Source organism: Streptomyces sp. NPDC001493 (assembly GCF_053597235.1).
In genome coordinates this window covers 35,096-54,323 of record NZ_JBSFHV010000027.1, presented here as the reverse complement: position 1 = coordinate 54,323, position 19,228 = coordinate 35,096, and the positions used below count along the sequence as shown (strand labels likewise).

Below are 19,228 nucleotides of genomic sequence, written 5' to 3'. Positions count from 1 at the left end.
GAAGGTCTCCGCCCCCTGCTCGCCCCCAGTACGGGGCCAGGCACCGGACCGCCGGATGAACGTCACCCGGCTCTGCGGTGAACCTTCGCCCGGGACCGCTTCTCCACGTACATCCGCTGGTCCGCCGAGGCCAGGACCTCTTCCACGCTCATCCCGCACTCCGCCCAGCCGATGCCGAAGCTCGCGCCGACCCGGACCGCCCTGCCGTCCACCCGGATGGGCGGGATGATCGCGTTCCGCAGGCGTACCGCCAGGTCGGCGGCGTCCGCCGCACCGAGCCCGTCCGCGAGCACGACGAATTCGTCACCCCCGAGACGGGCGACGGTGTCCCCGTCCCGCACACAGGTACTGAGGCGGCGGGCCACCTCGATCAGCACCGCGTCGCCCGTGGTGTGGCCGAAGCGGTCGTTGATCGACTTGAAGCCGTCGAGGTCGCAGAAGAGGACCGCGAGCCCCTTCGCGCCGTCGTCGCGCTCCGGGTCCGGCGCCACCGTGTGGACATGGTGGTCGTAGGGGATGCCCGCGAGCCCCGGATCGAGGTCGTACCCGTGGCCGCGGGCCTCCACGTCCCCGTACGCCGCGTCGAGCGCCTCGATCGCGGTGGCCGCGGTGGCGTGCGGGCGCTCGCAGAGCCGCTCGCTGAGCCGGGACCGGAGCTCCGCGCTGTTGGGGAGCCCGGTGAGGGCGTCGTGCGAGGCGCGGTGCGCGAGGTTCAGCTCGTGCCGCTTGCGCTCCTCTATGTCCTCCACGTGCGTGAGGAGGAAGCGCGGCCCGTCCGTGGTGTCCGCCACCACCGAGTTGCGGAGCGAGACCCAGAGGTACGTACCGTCGCGCCGGCCGAGCCGCAGCTCGGCCCGCCCGCCCTCGGCGGACGTACGGAGCAGGGTGCCGATGTCCTCGGGGTGGACCAGATCGGCGAAGGAGTGGCGGCGCAGCACCGAGGCCGGGCGTCCGAGCAGCCGGCAGAGCGCGTCGTTGGTACGGAGCAGCCGCCCGTGCTGGTCGCCGCCCACCTCCGCGATGGCCATGCCGCTGGGGGCGTACTCGAAGGCCTGGCGGAAGGACTCCTCGCTGGCCCGCAGCGCCTGCTGCTCGCGTTCGAGCCGGACCAGCGCGCGCTGCATGTTGGCGCGGAGCCGGGCGTTGCCTATCGCTATCGCGGCCTGCGAGGCGTACATCTGGAGGGCCTCGCGGCCCCAGGCGCCGGGGCGGCGGCCGTTGCCCGGGCGGTCCACGGAGAGCACTCCGAGAAGGTCCCGGCGGTCCCCGCGGCCCCGGCCGGTGCCGTTGGCGTTGGCGTACATCGGGGCGTAGAGGCGGTCCAGCGGGTGCCACTCGTCCGCGAAGCGGGGCTCGGGGCCCTCGGTGTGCCACTGCGGCACGTCGTCGTCGAGGAGCACCCAGCCCTCGGTGTGCGGAATGAACCGCAGGTCCTCCCAGGCCTCCCCCATGGACAGCCGGCGCTCCCAGGCGTCACGGGAACCCGTACGACCGGTGATCAGCGCCTCCGCGGCGTTGTTGCCCGCGAAAGCGGCCACGACGAGCTCACCGTCCGCCTGGACGAGATTCACACAGCCCAGCTCGTAGCCGAGACCGGTGACGAGTCCGTCCGCCACGGTCTGCAGTGTGTCGGCAAGGCTGCGCGCCGAATTGAGATCAGCGACGGCCTGGTGCAGCTGCCGCATGGTCGCAAGACGGACGTAGGGCTCCGACTCGGCCTCCATTGCTCGCTCTCCCCGAGACCTCGACAGCAACTCCAGATGTCATATCGACGTACTTATCGCAGTGTCCTCGCCACTGAATCACAGTGAGCTGTGCAGCCGGTACACAGGGTCAACAAATATCGCTCTCTGTGAGCCATGTCACAACAGAACGTGAAAGCCCGTCAGCTTGTTCCCCGGGCCGCTCCATCCGCTCCGGCGCACCCACCGGCGCACCACCGGCGCACCCGTACGCGAGGCCGGTGTCCGCCGTACGCGCACGCTTCGGGCGGCGCTTCGGGCACACCATCGCATCCGCCCGCTGATATGTGCGTTATGCACCTTCTTGGCCCGGAGACCTAGGTCTCGACTGGTCCCCTGGCCCGATGCGGGCCCGCACCGGCCGCGGCTAGCGTGCGAGTGTGCCGCAGACGAAGACCCTCACCCCGCGTCCCGATGCCGTCCCCCATGCTGAGGGGGTGAGCAACGACGAGTTCCGGGCCGCTCTCGCGCGGCTGGCAGCAGGCGTGGTGCTGGTCACCGCCGAGGAGCCGGCCGACGACGAGGACGAGCGCGGCGAAGAGGCCGGGATGACCGCGACGGCGTTCCTGTCCGTCTCCCTCGACCCGCCGCTGGTACTGGTGAGCCTGCGCAACGACTCCCGCATGGACGACCTGCTGGCCGAACAGCCGCTCTGGGCGGTCTCCGTCCTCGCGGCGGAGCAGCGGCAGATCGCGTCCCGGTTCTCGATGAAGGGCCGGATCAGCGACCGGCTGCTCTTCGCGGACGTCCCGCACACGCGCGGCGAGGTCTCCGGGGCGCCGCTGGTGAACGGAGCGCTGGCCACCCTGGAATGCCGGACCGAGCAGCGGGTCCTGGCGGGCGACCACACCCTGGTGATCGGACGGGTGCTCACCGCGCACGTGCCGACGGCGGCGGACGGCGTCGAGCCGCTGCTCTACTTCAAGGGGAACTACCGGACGCTGGGCTGAGAGGCGGGAGGCCGCTGGGGGCCGGGGGTCGCTCGGGGCCCGGGGAGGCCGCCCGGAGTCACCAGTCGCGGCCGGAGCGGCCCCGCTTGGTGTCGCTCCGCTGCTTCTTCTCGCGCAGCCGGCGTTCGTTGATGCCGCGCGGGATCTTGCGCTTCCGGCGGGGCGCGGGCGGCGGCGCCGTCGCCTCCGCGAGCAGAGCCGCGAGCCGCACGGCGGCCGTCTCGCGGTTGCGCCACTGGGAACGGTGCTCGGAGGCGCGTACGGACACGACCCCGTCGGTCAGCCGGCCGGCCAGCCGCTCCAGCGCGCGCTCCTTCCAGACCTCGGGCAGCGCCTCGGTGGCGGCGAGGTCGAAGCGCAGCTCCACCTGGGTGTCGCTGGTGTTGACGTGCTGTCCCCCGGGCCCGGAGGACCGCGAGAAACGCCACATGAGCTCGGCCTCCGGCAGGGAGACCGCACCGCGGATGACATAGGGCCCGGACATGACACCCAGTCTCCCCGGCGTCCGGGCGGTCCGTCACCTTCTTTTGACGGGACCCTTTTGACGGGACCGGCCCGCCGGCGGCCCGTGGGGCCCCGGCGCGGTGCGGAGGGGACGTACCGGGACGAAAGTTCGGCAAAGAAAGTAAAGGGACCTGGAACCTCGTGGCCTCCTCCTCGCGTTATGACGGGTGACGGTAGCTTTCGTGATGGCACGAAGCCCGCACATGACGAGGAAAGGGACTTCCCATGGCAGTAAGCCTGTCCAAGGGCGGCAACGTCTCGCTCACCAAGGAGGCACCGGGCCTGACCGCCGTCACGGTCGGCCTCGGCTGGGACGTCCGCACCACCACCGGCACCGACTTCGACCTCGACGCCTCGGCGATCGCGGTGAACCCGACGGGCAAGGTCGTCTCCGACGGCCACTTCGTCTTCTTCAACAACAAGTCGACGCCGGACCAGACCATCGTCCACACCGGTGACAACGTCACGGGCCAGGGCGAGGGCGACGACGAGCAGATCAACGTCAACCTGGCGGGCCTGCCGGCCGACGTGGACAAGATCGTCTTCCCGGTCTCGATCTACGACGCCGAGTCCCGGAGCCAGAACTTCGGCCAGGTGCGGAACGCCTTCATCCGCATCATCAACCAGGCCGGCGGCACCGAGATCGCCCGTTACGACCTCAGCGAGGACGCCGCCACCGAGACCGCCATGGTCTTCGGCGAGCTCTACCGCAACGGCGCCGAGTGGAAGTTCCGCGCGGTCGGCCAGGGTTACGCCTCGGGTCTGCGTGGCATCGCGCAGGACTTCGGCGTCAACCTCTGACGCGACCCGCGCCCACCCGCGCAGCAGTCACACCTCACTCAGGGCCTCCCCCGCACACGCGGCGGAGGCCCTGAGCGGTTCGGCCGGCGCGTGGGCAGGTCCGGGAGCCGTCGCGTCGGCGGCATCGGGGCAGGTCCGGCTTGGCCGGGTCGGCGGGATCAGGGCAGGTCCGGCTTGGCCGGGTCGGCCGGGCGCCCGTCGCCGTACAGCCAGACCGACCAGAGCCGGGACAGGTCCAGGCCCGTCGCCTTCTCCGCGTACGCCGTGAAGTCGGCCGTCGACGCGTTGCCGTGCCGGTGGGCCCCGGTCCAGCCCCTGAGCAGCGCGAAGAACTTCTCGTCGTCGTCCACCGCGAGCCGCAGCCGGTGCACGACCATCGCGCCGCCTCCGTACACCGGCGGCTGTGAGACATCGGCGGCGGTCGGCGGCTCGGCGGGCGGGAAGGCCCAGTTCGCGTCGTCGGCGTACGCCTCCTCGAAGCTCTCCCCGGCCGGGGTGTCCTCGTGGTCCTCGCTCCAGAGCCACTCCGCGTACGTCGCGAGCCCCTCGTTGAGCCACATGTCACGCCAGGTGGACGGGGTGACGGAGTCGCCGAACCACTGGTGCGCCATCTCGTGGACGAGGAGCCCGGTGGTCGGCGGGCCGGGGTAGTACGGCCGGTTCTGCGTCTCCAGGGCGTACTCGGAGTCCTCCGCCCGGTCCACGATCGCGCCCGCCGAACGGAACGGGTACGGCCCGAACCGCTCCGCCTCCCACGCCAGGATCTGCGGAATCCGGGCGAGTTCGGGCTCCGCCTCCGCCGCCACCTCGGGGTCCACCGCGGTGAAGACCGCGAGGCCGTCGCCGGTACGGGACTCCTTCGTGACGAAACGGCCGATCGCGACGGTCGCGAGGTAGCTCGCCATGGGTTCGGTGGTGCGCCAGGTGTACGTGGTGCGGGCGGGGTCGCCGGTGGCGCCCTTGGTGGTGCGGCGGGAGGCGAGTTCGCCGTTGGAGACGGCCGTCAGCCCCTCGGGGACGGTGACCGCGACGGTGTAGGTGGCCTTGTCGCTGGGGTGGTGGTTGCCGGGGAACCAGGCCGGCCCGCCCGCCGGTTCGCCGAGGGCGACGGCCCCGTCCGCCGTCCGCAGCCAGCCCTCGTGGGTGCCGTCCGCGTCCGTGAGGGTGCGGGGCTCGCCGGAGTAGCGCACGACGGTCTCGAAGGTGCGGCCCTCGCGGAGGTGGCCGGCGACCTCCGCGTCGGGGCGGAGGACCAGCTCGCCACCGGCCCGGTTCACGGCGGCGGGCCGTCCTTCGACGGTCGCCCCGGTGACGTCGAGCCCGACCAGGTCGAGGTGGAAGGCGCTCAGGTCCTGGGTGGCGCGGGCGGTGATCGTCGCCGTACCCGTCAGGTGCTCGGCCTTCCGGTCGACGGCGAGGCGGAGGTCGTAGTGGGTGACGTCGTAGCCGCCGTTGCCGAGTTTCGGGAAGTACGGATCGCGCACCCCGGCCGCGCCCGGCGTCCCGGCCACCCCGGCCCCCGCGCCCGTACAGGCCGGAGCCGTACAGCCGAGGACGGCGCAGGCGAGCAGCAGCGCACCGGCCCGGGCCGGGCGCCGGCGCACGGGGATACGGCGCACGGGGGTACGGCGAGGACCGGCGGAACCGCTCCGGCGTGCGGGGATGGGCTGATTCACGGCGCGATCCTATGTACCGGGCACGCGGTGCGCCCGCCCCCGCGCGGGGGCTGTGCGGGGGCGGGAGCCGTGAGCCATGGTCAACGGGCGAGGGCGGCGACCCCCGCGCGGGCGAACTTCTCGTCGAGGTCGCCGCTCGGGGCTCCGGCGACGCCGACCGCCGCGACGGGAGCGCCCTTGACCTGGACCGGGGCACCGCCCGCGAGGAAGAGGGTGCCGGGGATGTCCTTCAGCGTGGGGGCCTGGTCCAGGCGCTTCACCAGCTCGGAGGTGGGGGCGTTCCAGGAGACCGAGGTGTACGCCTTCTTCTCGGCGGACTCCGGGGACTGCGGCCCGGCGCCGTCGCCGCGCAGGCTGACGATCGTGTTGCCGTCCCGGTCGACGACCGCGACCGAAACGCGCTGGTTCTCCTTCTGCGCGGCGTCGAGCACGGCCTGCGCGGCCTTCGTGGCGGCGGCGACGGTGAGGTGGGTCGACTGCTGGAGGTTCCGGTTCGCGGTGTCGGCCGAGACCGCGACGGTGGCGGACGAAGGGGCCGAGGCGCTGGCGGAGACCGCGCCGAAGGTGCCCGCGCCCAGGGCGGCGACGGCCACCGCCCCCGTCAGGACCCGGGCCCGCAGCGAGAACCTGCGGCCGGCGGGGACGGAGGCGGGGGACGAGGGGGACGGGACGGGGGGAGTGGCGTTCATGGCGGGTTCCTCCGGGTTCGGTGCGGCGCCCGGCCGGTCGGCGGAGGCGCTCCGGTATCGATGCTCCGGCCGGAACACGGCCCGTACCGTCGTCGTACCGGCTCGGCCTTCGGCCCGGTCCGGTGGACTCTTCCGTCGGCCGATCGGTTGATGCGGGGGCGGCCCAGCCGGGTCACCATGGAGGAGGCATGGGCACATCCGCCCAGCTCACGGCGTATGCGGCGGATCCCGCCGCACGGCCGGGAGCACCGACGACGACGAGCATGAGGCGGGTACGAGGTGCGGCGGAGAACCGGCCCGGGGCGGGACGGACCGGCGGGCGGTGCTTCCGCCGGTCCCGGCTCGTCCGTGGCGCGCACGCCCGATCCGGACGCCCGGTGGCTGGCGCTCCTGCTGCACGCCGCGTTCTTCCTGCTGCTGGGCGCCTCGCTCACCCGGTTCCTGATGCGCCACCCCGGCGAGGCCCGCACCCCGTGGGTCATCGGGCTGTCCGTCACGCTCGCCGTCGTCTACGCCCTCGGCCCGGTGCTCGGCTCGCGGCCCACCCCGCGCCGGTTCGCCTGGCTCGCGGGGCTGGTCGCCGTCTGGATGGTGCTGGTCGTCCTCGCGCCGAGCTTCGCGTGGTGCGCCGTACCGCTCTTCTCCACCGGACTGCGGCTCCTCCCGCCCCGCGCCGCCCTCGTCCTGGTCACCCTGCTCACGGCGTTCGTGGTGGCCGCGCAACTGCGGCTCGCCACCGGCTTCGACCCGAACCTCGTGCTGGCGCCGCCCGCCGTCGCGGCCGTGGCGACCGCCGTTCTCGTCCACGTCCGCCGTCAGGCCGACCGTCAGCAGGAACTCGCCGTACGCCAGCGCGAACTCATCGAGGACCTGGTCCGGACGCGGCGCGAACTGGCCGCGACGGAACGCCGCGAGGGCACCCTCGCCGAACGCCAGCGGCTCTCCATGGAGATCCACGACACCCTCGCGCAGGGCCTCTCCAGCCAGCAGATGCTGCTCCAGGCCGCCGAACGCCTCTGGGACACCGAGCCGGGTACCGCCCGCACCCATGTCCGTACGGCGGCGGGCATCGCGGCCGGCAACCTCGCCGAGGCCCGGCGCTTCGTCCACGACCTGGCGCCGGCCGACCTCGCGGAGGGCGCGGGGCTGGAGGCGGCCCTGCGCGCGCTCGCCGCGCGGACCACCGCGACGGGCGGGCCCGCCGTGCGCTGCCACGTGGAAGGCGCCGCGCACGACCCGCTGCCGGACCGGGTGCAGTCGGCGCTGCTGCGCATCGCCCAGGGCGCGCTCGCCAACGTCGCCGAGCACGCCGGTGCCACCACCGCCGCGCTCACCCTGACCCACCTGGGCGACCGGGTGGTCCTCGACGTCGCGGACGACGGCCGCGGGTTCGCCACCGACGCACCGGCGGCGGGCGCCGAGCAGCGGGGCGCTCCGCCGCGCCGGGGCCACGGGCTGCCCGCGATACGCGCCCGGGTACGGCAGCTCGGCGGACGGCTCACCATCGAGTCGGCCCCCGGCGAGGGCACCGTGCTCTCGGCGGAGATCCCGCTGCCTGCCCCGGAGACACCCGGCACCCCCGAGGAACCCGGCACACCCGAGAAGCCCGGCACCCCCGAGGAGCCCGTATGACCCGCCGTACCGTACGCGTCCTGGTCTGCGACGACCACGCCGTCGTACGCGCCGGGCTGCTCGCCCTCCTCGGCAGCGAACCGGACCTCGACGTCGTGGCCGAGGCCGGCAGCGGCGAGGAGGCCGTCGTGCTGGCCGCCCGGCTGACCCCGGACGTCGTCCTCATGGACCTCCAGCTCGGCCCCGGCATGGACGGCGTCGAAGCCACCCGCCGGATCACCGCCGGAGCGGGAGGGAGCGGCGGCACGGGCGGGAACGGCCGCACGGGTTCGAGCGGCGGCACGGGTGGAACCGGCGGTACGGGATCGAGTGGCGGCACGGGTGGAACCGGTGCGGGGCCGCACGTGCTCGTCCTCACGACGTACGACACCGACGCCGACATCACCCGGGCGATCGGCGCGGGCGCCACCGGCTATCTGCTGAAGGCGGAGCGCCCCGAGGAACTGTTCGCCGCGATCCGGTCCGCCGCCCAGGGCCGCACCACGCTCTCCCCGCCCGTCGCGGACCGGGTGATGGCCCGGCTGCGTACCCCGCCTCCCGCGCTCACCGACCGCGAGCGGGACATCCTCGGGCAGCTCGCCCGAGGGCTCGGCAACCGGGACATCGCCCGCGCGCTCTTCATCAGCGAGGCGACGGTCAAGACCCACCTGGGGCGCATCTACGACAAGCTGGGCGTCGAGACCCGCGCCGGAGCGGTCGCCAGAGCCAACGAACAACGACTGCTGCCCTGAGCCGGGGCAGCCGCCCCGGGGCTGCGGTGCCGCAGGTCACCCGGGGTCCTGCCGTCGGCCGTCCCGCCGCCCGCTCCCGGCATGACACCATCGAACCGTGCTCGACATCGGCTACTCCCTCTCTCGTCGCTTCCCCGACCCCCCGCAGACCGACTACCGCCGCGCGGACGTCCACGCGCTGCGGCACGACCTGTTCTCCGGGGACGTGTACCTCGCGGACACCAAGGCGGACCGCGAAGTATCCACAGCCTGGGGATGGGTGCCGGTACTCGACTTCGCGTGGGCGCTCTGCGACATCGTCGAGCAGCTCGACCAGGACCCGCGCGGTAACCGCTCCCACAAGGAGCAGTACGCCGAGCTGGACTTCACCGAGTCCAGCGACCGCATGCTCTTCGCGCGCCGGTTCGGCTGGGTGAACGTCGAGGCCGACTGGATGCACGCCGACGAACCACCGCTCACCTTCAGCCACTCCCTGCTGCGCCGCGAGGCCCGCGACTTCCTCCAGGACCTGATCGCCGACCTCTCCGACATGCACGAGGGCCTCGCCGACAACCCCGTGATCTGGGACCTCCAGGCCCGCTTCCCCCGCCTCTGACCACGGGGCTACGGCGTTCCGGCAGGACCAGGGTTCGGGGGCTCACGACTGCGGCCGGATCACGGCTCCACCCGGACCCCGATCTGCGCCGCGAACGCCGGGGCCAGTTCCATCAGCTGCACCGGGCTGATCACCGCGCCCGCCAGCCGTTCCACACCCCGCGCGATGTCCAGCTCGGCAGCGGGCCGCAGGTCCACCGACTCCATCGTGACGTTGCTGAAGTCGGCCCGGCGCAGCACGCAGTCGCGGAACTCGACCCGTACCAGCCGGGCGTCCGCGAAGTCCGGCTCCGAGAGCACGCACCCCTCGAAGACGACGTCGGTGAGCCGGGCCCCGCGCAGGTTCAGGTAGTCGATCTTCCCGCCGCGCACCAGTACGCGTTCCAGCACCGCCCCGTACATCTGCACCCCGCCGAGGCGCGCGTCGACGATCTCCACGTCCCGCAGCGACGCCTCGGCGAACTCGGTGGCCACGCCCCGTACGCCGGTCAGCACCGAGTCGAGGAACCGGGCCCGCACCAGCTCCGTACGGTCCAGCGCGCAGCCGTCCAGGGCGCAGTCCATGAACCGGGCGCCGCGCCCCGACTGGTCGGCGAGGTCCACGGAGGAGAACCGCAACCCGTCGTAGTCGCCGTCCGCCTCCAGCTCCGCGTCCTCGTACGGGGCGAGCGGCGGCAGCCGCACCTCCGGCCGCCGCGCCGCCGCGATCTCCTTCCGGCCGCCGGCCCCCTTGCCGGTGGTGCCCCTGCTGCTGGTCCTGCTGTTGCTGTTCCTGCCCGCGCTCGCTGCCATGGGCCCATCGTGGCGTACGGGACCGACAACCCGACGGCCCGGTGCGTTCCCCCTTCACCTGCCCTCGCGAGTCCGCGCCTCCTGCCCCCGTCAGTCCGCGCGGCGCAGGCCCACCGTGGACCAGCGCACGCCGGAGCGGCCGTGCAGGTCCGCGCGCCCGCTGACGTGGACGGCGCTCAACCCCTGTTCCCGGGCGAGCCCGACGGTCTCGTCCACGGACACGTCGAACATCCGCCGCCCGGCCGGAACGGGCCCGTGCCGCAGAGTCAGGACCACCAGGCCGCCCGGTGCCGTCACCCGGCCCAGCGTCTCCATCCCCGCCGCCCGCTCCCCCGCGTCCAGATGCATCCAGACGGCGGTCAGCAGCACCAGGTCGAACCGCCGCCCCAGCGTCCGTACCGCCCGCAGCTCCGGCAGCTCGTCGTCCAGCCACTCGACGGGCCGCGCCGCATGGATCACCCGCCCCCGCTCCCGCAGTTCGGCCGTCGGCTCCACGGCGACCATCGCATGCCCCAGCGCCGCCAGCGCGGCAGCATCCCGCCCGCTCCCCGCCCCGATGTCGAGCACCGCACTGGGCCGTACGGGGAACAGCTCCAGCACCTCGCGGTGCACATCGGCGAAGGTGACGCTCTCGTACTGCTCCACCAGCGCTTCGGCCGCCTCGGCGTAACCTGCCGTGCTGGACGTGCTGTTGACTCCTGTCACGTGCCCACTCCCCATCCCTCGTCTTCGCGCAGGGGCCGAATGGGCCAAATGGGCCGATGAGTTCGACCAGCCGGTCGAGTCCCCCTACTGTGAACGACCCCCGTTCGAGGAGGAACAGATGACCCAGCTTCTGCGCGTGCAGAACTTCACCGTGTCGAGCGACGGTATCGCCGCCGGCGAGGGACAGACCCTGGAGCAGCCCTTCGGCCACGTGGACCCCCAACGCCTCATGGCCTGGGCCGGGGCCACCGCCGGCTGGCCCAACCGCACCGACGGCAAGGGCAGCCGTGGCCTGGACGACTACTTCACCCGCGATTTCTCCCACAACATCGGCGCCGAGATCATGGGCCGCCACAAGTTCGGCCCGCAGCGCGGCCCCTGGACGGACCACGAGTGGCAGGGCTGGTGGGGCGACGAACCCCCGTTCCACACGCCGGTGTTCGTCCTCACCCACCACGTGCGCCCCTCGATCGAGCTATCCGACACCACGTTCCACTTCGTCGACGCCGACCCGGCCACGGCTCTCGCCCAGGCCCGCGAAGCCGCCCAGGGCAAGGACGTACGCCTCGGCGGCGGGGCCACCACCATCCGCGAGTTCCTCGACGCCGACCTCGTGGACACCCTGCACGTGGCGGTCGCCCCGGTGAAGTACGGCTCCGGGATCCGGCTCTGGGACTCCCCCGACGAGCTCCGCGACCGCTTCCACCTGGACGTGGTCCCCAGCCCGAGCGGGGTGACCCACCACCTGTTCTGGCGGAAGTAGCGGGGCAGGTGCGGACCTGACGGGGCGGGGGCAGGTGGTCGCGGGATGAGGCGGTGCTCCCTGCGTGTGCGGGGAGCACGGCGCCCCTGACGCGCTGCTCGACAGTCGGCAGGAACCATCCCCGCACGCGCGGGGAGCACCGCACCCCCGGGTCGGGTTGATGGTGCGGATCGGGACCATCCCCGCACGCGCGGGGGGCACGGGGTGAAGGAACCGTCATGGTGCGTCCTCGGGGGACCATCCCCGCACGCGCGGGGAGCACGGTGCCAGCGAATCCGGCAGGACCGGGCCGTCGGGACCATCCCCGCACGCGCGGGGAGCACATGTACTTCGCCCAGATGCCGCGCTTCCGGTTGGGACCATCCCCGCACGCGCGGGGAACACCCAGGGGGCCGCTCGCCGTAGGCTCGCCCCGTGGGACCATCCCCGCACGCGCGGGGAGCACGCGTCTACGTCTCGTACGAGAAGCAGGCCAACCCGGTGTCGGGACCATCCCCGCACGCGCGGGGAGCACCATCGACCTGTACGCGCGGATCATGTCCGCGCAGGGACCATCCCCGCACGCGCGGGGAGCACATGTCGCCTGTGGTAGGCGAAGGAATCCCAAGGGGACCATCCCCGCACGCGCGGGGAGCACTCTTCCTGACCTGCGGGTTCATCACGCCGAAGGGCCGGAATCGACCAACTTCACCGACTCCGACATTTCAACCATTTCACCTGTCTCAATTCAACTACTCCTCCATGATCCCAGTTCGCACAGAGCCTCGTGCAAGCCCGGGCAAGCAGACCAGCAACCGTTGGAGTCGCGGCTCAAGCTGCGTGGTGAAGCCCCATCCGCCCAATCCTGGTCGACCTTGTCCCCCCAGCAGGAAGGGCGAGACCGCTGCGGAGCCTCCGTTTTGCGGTGGGTGCGCCACCCCCGGACCGCCCAGGCCGCCCGCTCCCCCGCAATGGATGGCTAGGGCAACGCCTCTAGACGATCGACTCCGACGAACCCAGCTTGGCCAGCGCCTCGTCCGTCAGCCGGTACACGGTCCACTCGTCCTGCGGGCGGGCGCCCAGGGACTCGTAGAAGCCGATGGACGGGGTGTTCCAGTTGAGCACCGACCACTCCAGGCGCCCGTAGCCCCGGTCCACGCACGTCCGGGCAAGTTCGGTCAGCAGGGCCTTGCCGTGGCCGCCGCCTCGGCGCTCGGGGCGTACGTAGAGGTCTTCGAGGTAGATGCCGTGAACCCCGCGCCAGGTCGAGAAGTTGAGGAACCAGAGCGCGAAGCCGACCGTCCCGCCGTCCTCGTCCGAGACGGCGATGTGGGCGTAGGCGGCGGGCCGTTCGCCGAAGAGAGCCTCGTGCAACTGCTCCTCGGTGGCCTGCGCCTCGTCGAGCGCCTTCTCGTAGTCGGCCAGCTCCCGGATCATGGCGTGGATGGCGGGGACGTCTGTTGCGGTGGCGGTGCGAATCATGGGAGCAGCGTAGACGCGGCGGGTGGGCGGGGCCGATGCCTGGATGGCTGAGGGGTGGCACTCTCCCCGCAATCGCGGGGAGCACCTGATGGCAACCCTCCACAACCCCGTGAAGGGGGGCCCATCCCCGCACGCGCGGGGAGCACCTGACCGTGGTTGAAGGGCCCGGCTGGCGCACGGGACCATCCCCGCACGCGCGGGGAGCACTGCCCGGCCAGGTCTACTGCGTGACAAGCTTCGGGACCATCCCCGCACGCGCGGGGAGCACGCCCTCGGAGTCCCAGCGGGACGCGGTCGCCCAGGGACCATCCCCGCACGCGCGGGGAGCACGACTTCTTCTTCTTCTTCTGCTCCTTCTTGACTCCGAAGGGACCATCCCCGCACGCGCGGGGAGCACGAACCTCTGGCCAATCACGCAGCGACCGAGCTGGGACCATCCCCGCACGCGCGGGGAGCACTCGGAGGTGGCGCGCCTGCTGGCGTACGCCGCGGGACCATCCCCGCACGCGCGGGGAGCACTCCGGGCCGACGTACGCCAGGCCGGGGCCGAGGGGACCATCCCCGCACGCGCGGGGAGCACCGAGAGGCGCGGGGGTGGAGCTGCGATCAGCTCGGACCATCCCCGCACGCGCGGGGAGCACTCTTCCTGGCCTGCGGGTTCATCGCGCCGAAGGGCCGGAATCGACCAACTTCACCAACTCCGGCATACCGTCCATTCCACTCATCCGTGATCCAGCCGATCCCCGCCCCCCAGTCTCCCCCAAGCACCCCCGCCAAGTCCGCGCATCAGCCAACCACCACAGGAACCCCGGAAAGCCGGGGGCCCCGGAAGGCCAACCGCCGCCCCGCCCCCGAAAGCGCAGCGGCCCCGCGCGCACCGCGGTGACCGAACGCTGACGCGTTCGTCACCCGGTGAGCGCGGGGCCGCCGGTGCCTTCAGCTGCCGCGAACCGGGCCACTGAGCTGCCGCGAACCGGCCGCTGGACGAGCTCCTGAGCAACCGCCCAACAGCCGCTATCGCACGGTCACCTCCACCCCCGTGTGCACGGACCTCTTCGGGAGCGTGACCGTGAGGGTGTTCGTGGCGCTGTCCCAGTGGTACGCGTCGCGGGAGAGGCGCTTGCCGTGGGCGGTGACCTCGGTGGGGGCCTGGGTGGTGCCCAGGAGGGAGAGGGTCCAGTTGCGGTTCTTGACCTGGCCCTTGTAGGAGCCCTTGGCCGCGCCGATCTTCACGGTCCTGACCGTGCTCTTCCCCGGGCCCTTCCCGGAAGCCTTCTCCTTGTAGGTGACGGTCGTCGTGGCGCTCTTGGCCTTCGTCGTCGCGGTGGTGCCGTCGTCCTCGTACAGCTTGTACGAGCCGTTGGCGCCGGAGGCGATGGAGAGGGTGACGTCGGTCAGGGGGTTGCGGTCGTTGTCGGTGACGTTCTTGGTGCGGGTGGGCATGATGCCGCCGGACTTGATGAAGACGGGCATCGTGTCGAGGGTGGTGGCCACGTTCTGGGTGGTGCCGCCCTGGTAGGTCTTGCCGGTGAACCAGTCGGTCCACTGGCTGCCCGCCGGGAACCACACCGGGGTGGTGGTGCTCTCACCGGGCGTGGTCACCGGGGCGACCAGGACGTCGGAGCCGTAGAAGTACTCGCTGTCGGACGCCGCGTAGGCCGCCGGGTCCTCGGGGTACTGCAGGTAGGTCGGGCGGACGATCGGTACGCCGGTGCGGTTCGCTTCCTCGGCGAGGGTGTAGGTGTAAGGCACCAGGTTCTCGCGGAGGTTGAGGAAGGCGTCGGCCGACTTGCGGGCCGCCGGGCCGTACTGCCAGGGCAGCCGGTCGCTGTGGTTGCTGTGCAGGCGGTCGACGGGCTGGAAGGTGCCGAGCTGGACCCAGCGGGCGTACAGGTCGTCGGGGAGCTTGTTGGTGCCCTTCTCCGAACCGGCGAGGCCCGTCGTGTCGACGTGTCCGCCGATGTCGTGGGTGATGGACGCCATGCCGGTCGCCGCGGACTCGCCCGGGGTGTAGCCGACCTCGAAGCGCAGCGTGCCCCAGGTGGAGAGGGTGTCACCGGTGAAGTGGAGGGTGGTGCGCTTGTCCGCCCACGGCCCGGTCGGCAGGGCCTGCTGGCCGCTGTAGCCGCCGGCCTGGAGCGAGCCGTAGGCGCGGGACATGACGAAGCCGCGGCCGATGGCGGGGGCGGAGTCGTCGGCGTAACTCTGGTTGATCCACGCGTCGGGGGTCACGCCCTGCAGCGAGGACTGCGAGGAGTCGCAGCACCAGTCGAGCCACCAGAAGTCGACGCCCTGCTCGTCCATGGTCCGGTGCAGGTCCATGTAGGCCTTGAGCTGGTCGGCGTCGCCGAAGTCGAAGGTGTAGCAGTCGCTTCCGCAGGCGCCCTTGGCGAGCTTGCCCTTGGCGGTGGCCTGCGCCTGGGCGAACTGGGGGTCGGAACCCTGGATGCTCGGGTGCGTGTTGAGCGTGTTGTGCAGGCCCTGCTCCTTCGACCAGTCGAAGAAGCCCTTGGCGTCGGGGAACTTGTTCTCGTCGATCTCCCAACCGCGCCAGGTGTCACCGGCCTTGAAGTCGGTGTCGGTCACCAGGACGTCGAGGGGCACGCCCTCCGCGCGGAACGCCGGCAGGATCGTGTCCTGGTAGTCGGCGGCCGTACGGTCGAAGTACTCCGAGTACCAGACCCCGTAGGCCCAGGCGGGCAGCAGGGCGGGCGGCCCGGTCAGGGTGGCGAGGTCCGCGAGGCCCTGCTTGTAGTCGTGGCCGTACCCGAAGACGTAACCGTCCTGGTAGGACGATCCGCCGTGCGCTGGGCGGGGGCGGACCTTCTTCGACGTGAGGTCGTACAGGGCCGACGGGGAGTCGTCGAGGAGGTACCAGCCGTCCTGGCTGAGCAGGCCCGGCGTGGTGGTGACGGGGGCCGGGTTGTCGCCGTTCACGCCGTCCAGGCCGCGGCGGTAGCCGCCGAGCGCGAGGTGCGGCTGCGGTGCGGGCGACTTCGGGGAGGCCACCGAGAGGGTGTCCGCGTTGATGTGGCAGCTGCCGCCGTCGGGGCAGCCGACGGTGATGTCGTTGGCGCCCGCCTTGAGGGCGACGGAGACGGAGGCCGTCTGCCAGTCGTCCCAGTCCTTGGTGGCGGGCAGTTCGATGGTCGCGGTCGACGCGGTGGCCCCGACCGAGGACCCGGCACTCGTCACGGAGGCGGTACGCGTCTGGTGGAGGCCGTCGCCGCCCTGGCCGTTGGCGTACCGCACCCGGAGCGTGTAGACGCCGTCGGCGGGGACGCCGACGAGGTGGGTGGTCAGGCCGGACCCCTGGTTGAGTTCGGCGACGAAGCCGGTGCCCGCGTACCCCCGGTGGTCCAGGGCGCCGGTGGCCGAACCGGCCAGCCGTGCCGACTCCGCCTCGCAACTCGTGCCGTAGAGGCAGCTCTTGATGGCGGTGGTGTTGGCGGAGGGGTACGAGTCGTCGCCGGCCGCCAGCAGGGCGACGCTGTCGAGGTTGACCGATCCCGAGTCCGTGGCGGTCCGGGTCAGTGCGACCGTGTGCTGCCCCTTGGTCAGGTTCAGCTGCGCGGTGGCCTTGGCCCAGGTGTCCCAGTTGGCGGTGGTGGGCAGTTCCACCTTCTGCGGGGTGCCGCCGTCGACGGAGAGCGAGAGGGTGCGGGTCTCGGCCTTGCCGTCGCCGCCCTGGGCGTTGGCGTAACGCAGAGCGAACCGGTAGGCACCGTCGGCGGTGACATCGATGTCAGTGGAGACCGAACTGCCGGTGGCCTCGAAGCCGGCGGCGAAGGCGGCTCCGGTGTGGCCGCCGTGGTCGGACGCCGTGCCGAGACCCGAGAGCCGCAGGCTCTCCGCCTCGCAGAGCGCGCCGAGCTCGCAGACGAGCCGCTGCCAGGGGGCGGCGGTCACGGGCTGCTTGCCCGCGTCGAGCTGGACGGAGAAGTTCTGGGAGTCGAACGCCCCGGAGCCGACCCGGTAGCGCAGGGTCATCGCGCTCGTCCGGACGGTCAGCCAGCCGTCCTTCGTCCTCGCGGTGTAGGCGGTCGGGGTGAATCCGTCCCGGCCGATCGCGTTGAAGGTCGGGTCGTCGGTGAACTTGCCGTCGCCCGCGTACTCGGTACGGACGAGGGTCGGCGAGAGGATCTCGAAGCGGGCACCCCCGGAGGTGACGGTCGGTATCCGGGTGCCGTGGCTCCCGCCGGCGGTGGCGGTACCCGCACCGGCGGTCAGGGTCGTCGAGGCGGCCACGGCCAGAGCGGCGACGGCACCCACTCTCCGGCGCACACGTGGACTTCTGCCACGGCTCTTCGATGCGGCTTTCACACGCAACTCCGTTCTCCTGTACGCCGGTCCACGGCTCGTCCCGGCCGCTCCGGCCACTCTTTCCCACGTTGCAAAATCGGCTGTTCGGCATGCAGGAGAACACGCCCTCTCGCTCGGTGTCCATAACGCTGCACCGAGTGAGGGAAGTTGGGTGCCGGGGCGGGTGGGGCGCCGGTAACCCCCGGGCAAGCGACCGCGGTTCACGGAACGGTGACCGGCCGTCACCGGCCCAGCAGCCGCCGGGCGATCTCGGCGTGGTCCGGGGCGAGGGTGTGCATGCCCGGTCTGCTGTGCCAGAGCACGTTCTGGAGGACCCGGCCCAGGGTCCAGGCGCGCGCCCGCTCGCGGTCGCAGGCGGGTCCGAGCGCCTCGCTGAGGGCGTCGAAGCGCCAGCGGATCTCCGCGGGGTCGAAGCGGTTGTCGAGGGCGGGGAAGAGTTCGAATCCGGGGTCGCCCGCCAGGGGCTTCGGGTCCAGGGCCACCCACTCGTGGGCGCGGTCCGTGCCTGGCCGGCCGGCCAGGACGTTGTCGTAGTGGAGATCCCAGTGGAGCAGCCGGTCGCCCGGTTCGCCGGCCACCTCGCCAAGGGCCGCCGCGCAGTCCGCGACCAGCCGCCGCTCCTGGTCGTCGGCGAGGGCGGCCAGGGCGCGGGGTGTCGCCGCCAGCATCCGGTCCGCCATCTCCGCCAGCGTGCGCAGTCCCGGCGGCGCGGGCACCGCCACCAGCCGGGCCAGCACCTGTGCGAGGACGCCCACCGCCTCCCGGGCGTCCGGGACCGCCGACAGGGGGCGGTTCTCGTCCAGGCGCTCCAGCAGCATCGCGCCGGTATCCGGGTCGTGGGCGAGCAGCCCGACCGCCCCGGCCCCCGCCTCGCCCCACGTCCGCAGCGCGAGCGCCTCGCCCGCCGACTCCTCGTCCACCAGCTGGAGTTTCAGCGCACCCGGGCAGTCGTCGGCGGACCGGACGACCGGCAGGACCAGCGCGCACATCCCGTACATCGGCGGCCCGTCGACGCGCAGCCCCCACTCCCCCAGGTAGCGGGCGGCCAGCTCCGGCAGGGCGTCGGTGAACGCTCGGCCGGCCGCCCCGTTGAACATGGTCTGGGTGGCGATCAGCTCTTCCGGGATGTCGATCACGCCACTGATCGTAGGACCGTGCGTCAATCGGGACCATGGAGCGAAACCGCCCGGCAGCCGCCGTCGCCGCCGCGATCGGCCGCTGGATGGCCCGATCCCCGGGTACGTACGTCTGGTTGACGGTCCTCCTCGTCACCACCCACCTGCTGGGACCGCTGCTGCCGGCGGCCGAGGAGTTCGTCCGGCTGCCCGCGCCCGCCGGCCCGTACACGCTCCCGGACCGCCCGTTCCGGGTGTTCCTCGCCGGTCTGGTGTGGCTGCCGGAGGGCGGTCACTGGGTGCTCTGGGCCGCGCTGTTCACCCTCTTCCACGCGCCCGCCGAGCAGTGGCTCGGGACCCTGCGGTGGTGTGCCGTGGTCGCCGTGGCGTACGTCCCCGCCGGACTGTTCGCGGAGGCCGTGCTGCTCTGGGCGGCGCGGCACGGCCACGCACCCCTCTCCGCCACCAACTCCCTGGTGTACGCGGCCGATCAGGGGCTGGCGGGGATCGCGGCGGTGCTCACCTACCGGCTGCCGCGCGTGTGGCGGTACGCGTACGCCTTCGCCGTCCTCGTCCTCTGCGGGGTCCCGCTGGGCACCGGGGCGGACGTGACCGACCTCGGCCGGTTCGCGGCGGCCCTGGCGGGACTGGCCTGTTACCCGCTGACCCGGGGACCGCGCGCGCGCCGCCCCCGGGCGACGGGGCGGTCCGCGGCCCAGTAACCTCCCGCATCGAGCGGCACTTCCCGTG

16 protein-coding genes and 2 CRISPR repeat arrays are annotated in these 19,228 nt (G+C 72.5%); of the genes, 7 read left to right on the top strand and 9 right to left on the bottom strand.

Annotation, left to right across the window (positions count from 1 at the left end; genetic code table 11):
* Nucleotides 1-62: 62 nt before the first annotated feature.
* Entirely contained in the window at nucleotides 63-1,724 is a 1,662-nt protein-coding gene (gene cdgB / locus ACWCWD_RS30365) for a diguanylate cyclase CdgB (RefSeq protein ID WP_450777713.1), read from the bottom strand.
* 455 nt (nucleotides 1,725-2,179) lie between these two features.
* Between cdgB and ACWCWD_RS30360 the strand changes: the two genes are divergently transcribed.
* The gene (locus tag ACWCWD_RS30360) at nucleotides 2,180-2,692 is read left to right on the top strand and encodes a flavin reductase family protein (protein WP_450777711.1); all 513 of its coding nucleotides are present in this window, start codon (nucleotides 2,180-2,182) and stop codon (nucleotides 2,690-2,692) included.
* Between the two features lie 58 nt (nucleotides 2,693-2,750).
* On the opposite strand, the gene arfB is transcribed toward ACWCWD_RS30360, so the two are convergent.
* A complete protein-coding gene (arfB, locus tag ACWCWD_RS30355; RefSeq protein WP_442809432.1) occupies nucleotides 2,751-3,176 on the bottom strand; it encodes an alternative ribosome rescue aminoacyl-tRNA hydrolase ArfB in 426 nt (141 codons plus the stop codon).
* A 245-nt stretch (nucleotides 3,177-3,421) separates the two neighbouring features.
* Here arfB and ACWCWD_RS30350 point away from each other — a divergent pair, with 245 nt between their 5' ends.
* Complete coding sequence (locus tag ACWCWD_RS30350) at nucleotides 3,422-3,997, top strand: TerD family protein (RefSeq protein WP_327176477.1); 576 nt, start codon at nucleotides 3,422-3,424, stop codon at nucleotides 3,995-3,997.
* Nucleotides 3,998-4,155: 158 nt separating this feature from the next.
* Here ACWCWD_RS30350 and ACWCWD_RS30345 read toward each other — a convergent pair whose 3' ends face one another.
* Entirely contained in the window at nucleotides 4,156-5,616 is a 1,461-nt protein-coding gene (locus ACWCWD_RS30345) for a M1 family metallopeptidase (protein ID WP_450777825.1), read from the bottom strand.
* 137 nt (nucleotides 5,617-5,753) lie between these two features.
* Nucleotides 5,754-6,362, bottom strand: coding sequence for a GlcG/HbpS family heme-binding protein (locus ACWCWD_RS30340; protein ID WP_450777708.1), 609 nt, complete (start codon nucleotides 6,360-6,362; stop codon nucleotides 5,754-5,756).
* Between the two features lie 348 nt (nucleotides 6,363-6,710).
* Here ACWCWD_RS30340 and ACWCWD_RS30335 point away from each other — a divergent pair, with 348 nt between their 5' ends.
* From ACWCWD_RS30335 to ACWCWD_RS30325, 3 genes are all read left to right on the top strand, one after another.
* Nucleotides 6,711-7,994 (top strand): sensor histidine kinase, encoded by a 1,284-nt coding sequence (locus ACWCWD_RS30335; protein WP_450777706.1) that lies wholly within the window; start codon nucleotides 6,711-6,713, stop codon nucleotides 7,992-7,994.
* Complete coding sequence (locus ACWCWD_RS30330) at nucleotides 7,991-8,725, top strand: response regulator (protein WP_450777704.1); 735 nt, start codon at nucleotides 7,991-7,993, stop codon at nucleotides 8,723-8,725. The genes ACWCWD_RS30335 and ACWCWD_RS30330 overlap by 4 nt, the downstream gene beginning before the upstream one ends.
* 97 nt (nucleotides 8,726-8,822) lie before the next feature.
* On the top strand, nucleotides 8,823-9,320 hold the full coding sequence (locus ACWCWD_RS30325; RefSeq protein ID WP_390959522.1) for a hypothetical protein: 498 nt from the start codon (nucleotides 8,823-8,825) through the stop codon (nucleotides 9,318-9,320).
* Nucleotides 9,321-9,379: 59 nt separating this feature from the next.
* Here the strand turns inward: ACWCWD_RS30325 and ACWCWD_RS30320 are convergent, their stop codons facing one another.
* Both ACWCWD_RS30320 and ACWCWD_RS30315 read right to left on the bottom strand, forming a co-directional pair.
* Nucleotides 9,380-10,111, bottom strand: coding sequence for a pentapeptide repeat-containing protein (locus ACWCWD_RS30320; protein ID WP_450777702.1), 732 nt, complete (start codon nucleotides 10,109-10,111; stop codon nucleotides 9,380-9,382).
* A 90-nt stretch (nucleotides 10,112-10,201) separates the two neighbouring features.
* The gene (locus ACWCWD_RS30315) at nucleotides 10,202-10,816 is read right to left on the bottom strand and encodes a class I SAM-dependent methyltransferase (RefSeq protein ID WP_450777701.1); all 615 of its coding nucleotides are present in this window, start codon (nucleotides 10,814-10,816) and stop codon (nucleotides 10,202-10,204) included.
* A 118-nt stretch (nucleotides 10,817-10,934) separates the two neighbouring features.
* Between ACWCWD_RS30315 and ACWCWD_RS30310 the strand changes: the two genes are divergently transcribed.
* Nucleotides 10,935-11,579 carry a dihydrofolate reductase family protein gene (locus ACWCWD_RS30310; protein WP_450777699.1) on the top strand — a complete coding sequence of 215 codons (645 nt, stop codon included), beginning with the start codon at nucleotides 10,935-10,937 and terminating at the stop codon, nucleotides 11,577-11,579.
* A 111-nt stretch (nucleotides 11,580-11,690) separates the two neighbouring features.
* A CRISPR array of direct repeats spans nucleotides 11,691-12,216; the repeat unit is 29 nt; unit sequence GGGACCATCCCCGCACGCGCGGGGAGCAC.
* A gap of 335 nt (nucleotides 12,217-12,551) precedes the next feature.
* Here the strand turns inward: ACWCWD_RS30310 and ACWCWD_RS30305 are convergent.
* From ACWCWD_RS30305 to ACWCWD_RS30295, 3 genes are all read right to left on the bottom strand, one after another.
* Complete coding sequence (locus tag ACWCWD_RS30305) at nucleotides 12,552-13,040, bottom strand: N-acetyltransferase family protein (RefSeq protein WP_450777697.1); 489 nt, start codon at nucleotides 13,038-13,040, stop codon at nucleotides 12,552-12,554.
* A 55-nt stretch (nucleotides 13,041-13,095) separates the two neighbouring features.
* A CRISPR array of direct repeats spans nucleotides 13,096-13,681; the repeat unit is 29 nt; unit sequence GGGACCATCCCCGCACGCGCGGGGAGCAC.
* A gap of 373 nt (nucleotides 13,682-14,054) precedes the next feature.
* Nucleotides 14,055-17,324 (bottom strand): TIM-barrel domain-containing protein, encoded by a 3,270-nt coding sequence (locus ACWCWD_RS30300; RefSeq protein ID WP_450777695.1) that lies wholly within the window; start codon nucleotides 17,322-17,324, stop codon nucleotides 14,055-14,057.
* Between the two features lie 260 nt (nucleotides 17,325-17,584).
* Nucleotides 17,585-18,460 (bottom strand): aminoglycoside phosphotransferase family protein, encoded by an 876-nt coding sequence (locus ACWCWD_RS30295; RefSeq protein ID WP_450777823.1) that lies wholly within the window; start codon nucleotides 18,458-18,460, stop codon nucleotides 17,585-17,587.
* A 74-nt stretch (nucleotides 18,461-18,534) separates the two neighbouring features.
* Between ACWCWD_RS30295 and ACWCWD_RS30290 the strand changes: the two genes are divergently transcribed.
* Nucleotides 18,535-19,200 carry a rhomboid-like protein gene (locus ACWCWD_RS30290; protein WP_450777693.1) on the top strand — a complete coding sequence of 222 codons (666 nt, stop codon included), beginning with the start codon at nucleotides 18,535-18,537 and terminating at the stop codon, nucleotides 19,198-19,200.
* The last annotated feature ends 28 nt before the right edge of the window (nucleotides 19,201-19,228 follow it).